Source organism: Furfurilactobacillus milii (assembly GCF_009864005.1).
GTDB classification, from domain to species: Bacteria; Bacillota; Bacilli; order Lactobacillales; family Lactobacillaceae; genus Furfurilactobacillus; species Furfurilactobacillus rossiae_B.
In genome coordinates this window covers 201,177-207,744 of the sequence record NZ_WEZQ01000017.1, presented here as the reverse complement: position 1 = coordinate 207,744, position 6,568 = coordinate 201,177, and the positions used below count along the sequence as shown (strand labels likewise).

General features: G+C 46.0%; 5 protein-coding genes. 2 read left to right on the top strand and 3 right to left on the bottom strand.

The features are described 5' to 3' along the window. Positions 1-518: 518 nt before the first annotated feature. On the top strand, positions 519-854 hold the full coding sequence (locus GB993_RS09660; protein WP_161002215.1) for a hypothetical protein: 336 nt from the start codon (positions 519-521) through the stop codon (positions 852-854). A gap of 72 nt (positions 855-926) precedes the next feature. Next, entirely contained in the window at positions 927-3,461 is a 2,535-nt protein-coding gene (locus GB993_RS09655; RefSeq protein WP_161004118.1) for a M1 family metallopeptidase, read from the top strand. A 62-nt stretch (positions 3,462-3,523) separates the two neighbouring features. Here the strand turns inward: GB993_RS09655 and GB993_RS09650 are convergent, their stop codons facing one another. From GB993_RS09650 to GB993_RS09640, 3 genes are read right to left on the bottom strand one after another with little or no spacing between them, the layout of a single operon-like run. Further along, on the bottom strand, positions 3,524-3,775 hold the full coding sequence (locus GB993_RS09650; RefSeq protein WP_161004117.1) for a YdeI/OmpD-associated family protein: 252 nt from the start codon (positions 3,773-3,775) through the stop codon (positions 3,524-3,526). A 3-nt stretch (positions 3,776-3,778) separates the two neighbouring features. Next, positions 3,779-4,435, bottom strand: a complete 657-nt coding sequence (locus GB993_RS09645) for an NAD(P)H-hydrate epimerase (protein WP_161004116.1) — start codon at positions 4,433-4,435, stop codon at positions 3,779-3,781. A 28-nt stretch (positions 4,436-4,463) separates the two neighbouring features. After that, positions 4,464-6,335 carry an FAD/NAD(P)-binding protein gene (locus tag GB993_RS09640; protein ID WP_161004115.1) on the bottom strand — a complete coding sequence of 624 codons (1,872 nt, stop codon included), beginning with the start codon at positions 6,333-6,335 and terminating at the stop codon, positions 4,464-4,466. Positions 6,336-6,568: the final 233 nt, after the last annotated feature.

Here is a 6,568-nt window from a genome sequence, read left to right as displayed (position 1 = left end):
ATTAACCAACGCCCCCTTAAAGTACTTAACTGGCAAACACCTTACCAAGTGATGCTGACTAATTTGTCAAAAAATTCGGATCAAATTTGCAATCTACCTTTTTTGTACTTTGTGGGTATATGTCGTCATATTCTCTACCGATAAATTCGTTAGTTTGATTTCATTACAGTATTTATATTAAGGTCGTGGCACCTATCAGTACGTAATTTGGATTAAATACGATGAATGTTTATGGTTAACTTTGTGTGAGCCGAAGGTCGTCAAAATTAAATGTGAGCCGAGGTGAAAGACTTCGGTTTTTAGAAGACTCGAACAGGTCTCACGGCGGTATTCAATTTTAACGACCGAAAACGTTCGCAATCATCCAACATTGCGGTGCAAACCTTTATGCGAAAGTGATGGTAAACGGTATAATTAAAAATGACGTTGGCTGTTACAAATTTCCACTATGTAGCGGGCACACATGCACGTTTGGGTTTATTATTTTTAATACGTAGATTGATTAATGAGGTGAAAAAATGAGTCAAGAGATACCAGAAAACATGCATGAGGTCGTTTTAAAGGTGCAAGAATTAAACGAAACACGTCATGGTGCTGATGTTGTGACTGAAGAGGAAGTCATGAAAGACGCTGTTCATGACACGTTGCAGTATTGGGCCGACTATTTGCTTGATGGGCACTACGATGACGTGCTCTGGGATGGCGAAGATCTCGTAATTGAAGATATTATGGGCAAACGGGTTGGACGTGTGAAGCCGATGAGCGCCACATTTGCTAACGATTATCGGCAAAGTCCAGAAGGCACTTTATTCCGTTTGGAAAACGAAGCTAACAAAATTATTGCGCAGCGGTAATCCTAGTTGGACCACAAAAGACAAATGGAATGGCATATAATTAGAGTATTCTAATGTAATCGAGGGGAAATTATGGCCGAAATAACACGACTTTATCAGAAATTTCAACCAAGTCACTACAACTTATTTATTGATGTTGAACGTGATACAAAGAAAATTAGTGGGACATCTACCATTACTGGGGATGCCAAGACCACGGACATTCAGGTTAATCAAAAGGGCATGACCATTGCCAGCGTTAAAGCTGACGGTCAGGACGTTCCATTTGCAACAGATGACGATGCTGAAGTGATCAACATCACTTTACCTAAGACCGGCGAAGTAACGGTGGCAATTGAGTACTCGGCACCACTAACTGACAGCATGATGGGCATTTACCCCTCATACTACGAGTTAAACGGTGAAAAGAAGCAAATCATTGGGACTCAGTTTGAAACAACGTTTGCTCGTCAGGCTTTTCCATCTGTCGATGAACCAGAAGCCAAGGCTACCTTTGACTTAGCATTGAAGTTTGACGAACAACCTGGTGAAACAGTGTTGGCCAACATGCCAGAAGTGCGCACTGAAAATGGTGTGCACTACTTCGATACGACAGTACGGATGTCGACGTATCTGATTGCCTTTGCCTTTGGTGATTTACAAAGCAAGCAGACGACCACGAAGAGTGGCGTGAAGGTTGGTGTGTTCGCAACCAAGGCCCACAAGGCTAACGAGCTGGACTTTGCCTTGGACATCGCAAAACGCTCGATTGAATTCTATGAAGACTTCTATCAAACACCATATCCACTACCACATTCATGGCAATTGGCACTGCCTGATTTCTCAGCTGGTGCAATGGAAAACTGGGGCTTAGTTACATACCGTGAAGCTTACCTAGTATTGGATCCAGATAACACCTCACTACGGATGAAGCAACTCGTCGCCACGGTTATCGCGCATGAATTGGCTCACCAATGGTTCGGTGATCTCGTAACCATGAAGTGGTGGGACGATCTCTGGTTGAACGAAAGTTTTGCCAACATGATGGAATACGTGGCCGTTGATGCTTTAGAGCCAGATTGGCACGTTTGGGAAATGTTCCAAACTGATGATGTTCCTGGCGCATTGAACCGTGATGCAACGGACGGGGTTCAGCCTGTTCACGTGCAGGTTAACAATCCGGCCGAAATTGACTCATTGTTTGACCCAGATATCGTTTACGCCAAGGGTGCGCGGATGTTGGTTATGGTGCGTGCATTGCTCGGTGACGACAAGTTACGTGCTGGCTTAAAGGCTTACTTCGCTGCACATCATTACAGCAATGCTACTGGTGCTGACTTATGGTCTGCTCTGGGTGAAGCTTCAGGCATGGATGTTGGTGCAATCATGAACTCATGGTTGGAACAGCCAGGTTACCCAGTCGTTAACGCCGCTGTGGTTGATGGCAAACTGACGTTGTCCCAAAAACAATTCTTTGTTGGTGACGGCAAGGATGCCGGCCGTGAATGGCAGATTCCATTGAACGGTAACTTCAAAGAAACACCAACCATCATGAAAGACAAGCAGATTGTCTTAGGCGATTACGATGCTTTACGTCAATCAAATGGCAAACCATTCCGGTTGAACGTCGGCAACAACTCTCACTTCGTTGTGGAATACGATGACACCTTGATGCAGAATATTTTAGCTCATAAAGATGAGTTAGACAGTATTGATGAGTTGCAATTATTGCAAGACATGCGGATGCTGGCTGATGGTCGGCAACTGTCATATGCAGCAATCGTGCCATTGCTGACACAATTTGCCGACAGCAAATCAACGATTGTCAATACTGCTTTATACACGGTTGCAGGCAACTTGCGTAAATTTACGTTACCTGATACACCAGAAGAAACGCAATTGCGCCAATTGTACGGCAAACTGAGTGCAAAGCAGGTTGCGCGTTTGGGTTGGGAAGCCAAGGATGGTGAGTCCAATGATGACCAGATGACACGGCCAATCGTTTTGGGCGCTTCAATGTTTGCCAAGAATGCTGATTCAATTGCGGCCGCTCATGACTTATACCAAGCTAATGCGGATAAGTTGGAAACGTTGAACGCAACTTTGCGTCCGTACATTTTGATCAATGAAATGCGGGAGTTTGGTAGTGAAGAACTCTTCAACAAGTTCTTGACGGCTTATCAGAAGACTTCTGATGCCAGTTACAAGACATCTTTGCTGGAAGGAATCACGGCAACCAAGGATGCTGCTTTGGTGAAGAAGACCATTGCGCAGTTTGAAAATGCTGATGTCATTAAGCCACAAGACCTTCGCGGTTGGTACTATGAACTATTGCTGAACAAAGATGGTCAGCAAGCTGCATGGGACTGGATTCGCGACGAATGGTCATGGCTTGAAAAGACTGTTGGTGGTGATATGGAATTTGCGACATTTATCACACGGACTGCTGATGTCTTCAAGACACCAGAACGCTTAGCTGAATTCAAAGCCTTCTTTGAACCAAAACTCAACACACCTGGCTTAACTCGTGAGATCCAAATGGATACTAAGGTTATCGAAAGTCGGGTTGCACTGATTGAAGCTGAACAAGCCAAAGTTAATGCTGCTGTTGCGGAAGCTGCAAAGTAAATTTATAAGTTTTTTGAATTAAAATGCTGCTCAGAGTCACATAACTCTGGGCAGCATTTTCTTTATTCAATCTCACGTTGATCGTATGCACGTTTGGATTTATAACCAGCTTTGAACACTGTTTTCATGGTGGCGATGTGGGCTTCTTTGGTTGCTTCCGATTTAACATCGAAAATGTAGCGCGCCCATTCACGTTGGTACCCTGGGGTCAGCTTTCTAAAGAAGGTTTGCATCTCACGGTCATTAGCCAACAAATTTGCTACTTCAGGAACGTTCGTTTCAAAATCATCTAGCGTTTTATTCTTGTCTGCCATGATTCAAGACTTCCTTTCAGTCAGTGTTGCTGGGTCGTAAATACCAATATCGGCAACTGTTACAATGCCGCCAAAGCGACGGCCGTTGTCGGTTGCCAAACCAAGTTTGTTATAGCTCATCGTCACTGTTTCTGTGGCTTCAACGACAGTGCCCATTACCTGGCCGTTGTCTGTACCGAGACCAGTAGGCATGTCAACCGCCATCACATTAGCCTTGGCGGCGTTAATGGCGTCGACCACGTCGGCAAACTTACCAGTAACGTCACGTGATAGACCGACGCCAAAGATAGCATCCACGACTGTTGTGTAATTCGCCATGTCAGGTTGAACGGTGACAACGGGGATGTTGTAGTGATCAGCAATGGCCAGTTGTTGTTGCGTCTGTTCAGAAGCATGGTCTCGATTACCGAGCAACCAAATCGTCACTGAGATGTGATTTAGGTGCAGCAATCTGGCAACGGCTACGCCATCACCGCCGTTGTTACCGGTGCCTGCAACCACTAACACACTTTTTAGATCAAAACTGGGACTGTTTACGATTTGATGGGCGACAGCAAGCGCCGCCCGTTCCATCAGAACCATTGAAGGGACACCAATTTGATTCATCGTGTATGCATCAAATGCCTGTGATTGTGCTGCCGTAATGTACGTTGTTGCCATAATGAGATACGCTTCCTTAATCAAATAATTATTGAACGCTCGTGAAGGTGTGGAATAGGTCAGCGATAGTGGCGTCGGCCGTTCGTAAGAGATTGTCGTTCACCCCTGGCCGTGGGCTGGCTGTTGTAAACCAGTGCCGGCCTTCTGTCGGGACACCCCAAAAGTAAAGACCTGTTCGATGCTGACCGTTACTATCAATGAGTTCATTCCGACTCATGTCGACATCGATGCCGCCAGGTTCAAAAGTGCTTCCATCTTCCATGGTAACGCGTTCTGGTCGGCCCAGTCCTTCTTTGATCAGATTTTGGATTAGTGGATTCAGCGTATGGCTGGCAGAAACGGCAGGTAGACGAGCCTCAATCAGCCAACTGGCTTCGTAGCGTTCCTCAGGTTTCACTTTTGACCATGTGGCGAACTGATGGGTCTGTGGATCTGCTTCAGCCATCATGCTGGGTCCAAGAAGTGTCACAATACCGGACTGAATTAACGCTCGCAATTCGGCAATGCGTGTTTCAGGTGGGCCAACAGATAGATACGAATTTTCATTGTTAAATTGACCAAGGAACGTGTTGCGGTAATCTTCTGGTCGCAACAGCTGGTTGTCAACGACTTTACGAACCACATCACGAAGATCACGAAACATTTCCAGCGCGGAAGTGAGCGGGCCTGTTTTGGTACCTAGCAACGCCGCTTCAACGTCCGTTTGCAAATAATCGGCCATGGTTTCAGGCTTGTCACTGTTAGCGACAAACTCAGCCGGATTTAACAGTTGATTCCAATTGAGGTAGTCGCTCTCAACAATGGGAGAGCGGAACACAATCGCTGATGGTTCCTTAGCGGCCACAAACTCACGCAAGAACTCGTCAGCATCCACCTGTGGATACTTCAAAGCAAGCAAACGTTGATAGTAAACGTACTCCGCTTCGTGATGAACTTGCTCAATGAACCGCGAGCCAATTAAGGAGCCAGTTGATTGATAGTGTGAGAACCAGTCTGGTGTAAGAAAGTGCGGCTGATCAAGTTCGCCATAGCCTTTTTCATTACGTCCCTTAGCTCGCAGTGGAAAGCCGCGACGTGAACCGGCAATAATGTGAGGTTCAATACCAGATGGGTGGTAAGTGAGTTCACCGTCTTTAGCTTGATTGAAATGACCGCCACGACCTTGCGTGAGCATCGTTACGGCATCAAAGAAGCTTAGTCCCAACCCGCGCAAAATAACATTTTCGCCAGCTTTTAAATCAGTGAAATTGTATTCTTGTGGCTGTGTCGGTGCTGTGTAGTGCAAGTCGTTTTCGTCGGCAAAGTTTAACAGTGCCTGTTGTTCATCAGTGAGTTCATCTTCATAATGGCCCAGAGCCATGATGACAGCGTCCGTTTGGAAACGATCCGACGCCGTCTTTAACAGGTAGCGATGCGTTGCGTCAATATGACGAATTGACAACACTTGCTCTTTTTTAAGAGTCAGTGAAACTGAGTCAGGTAAACGTTGTTGTAAATAGTTATAGAACCAGCGTTGATAAGCACCAAAGAGACTGCGGGATGCGTAGCCGTTGTGCACTAATGCTGCCGCTTCATTGAGTAAGTCAGCCCGGTTGGGCAATTGGTGTCCAAACAAAAAAGCTGGTGCTTGTTTATGTGCCCATTCATATAAGTTTGGTCCTTTAACGATGGGTCCCTCCATTTGAACACTCTCGTCAGTGAATAATGTGATGTAATCTGGGTTCGTGTTCATAAGCAATTCGTGGGGTTGACCAACAGGCCATACGCGGCCGCCGATACCATATGGATCGATAAACGTTAAGTTCAGGTGGTCATACTGTTTTGTCTGACGCTGCCATTCAATTAAGCGTTCAGCGGCTACCAGTCCGCGGGGTCCAGCCCCAATTAAGTCAATGTCCATAGTTCTGCCTCCAACACAATAAAGTAACTGCCACTAGTATATTTCTTCGTGGGTGAAAGTGCATGGATTTATCATTAGAGCGATTTCAAACTTTTGTATCAAGTTGGATGCAGGATGTGGGTCTAAATGCCGCTTACGGTTGTCAATATTGACACGCTCGCCGTGGGACCGGTTCGACTCTCCTGAGGACCGGAGTTTCTCACCTCGCCGCAAAGCCCCGTGGAAACCCGGGT

Excerpts from the sequence above, each read along its gene's own strand:
- GB993_RS09660 (WP_161002215.1), top strand. The coding sequence starts at position 519 with ATGAGTCAAGAGATACCAGAAAACATGCATGAGGTCGTTTTAAAGGTG.
- GB993_RS09655 (WP_161004118.1), top strand. The coding sequence starts at position 927 with ATGGCCGAAATAACACGACTTTATCAGAAATTTCAACCAAGTCACTAC.
- GB993_RS09650 (WP_161004117.1), bottom strand. The coding sequence starts at position 3,775 with ATGGCAGACAAGAATAAAACGCTAGATGATTTTGAAACGAACGTTCCT.
- GB993_RS09645 (WP_161004116.1), bottom strand. The coding sequence starts at position 4,435 with ATGGCAACAACGTACATTACGGCAGCACAATCACAGGCATTTGATGCA.
- GB993_RS09640 (WP_161004115.1), bottom strand. The coding sequence starts at position 6,335 with ATGGACATTGACTTAATTGGGGCTGGACCCCGCGGACTGGTAGCCGCT.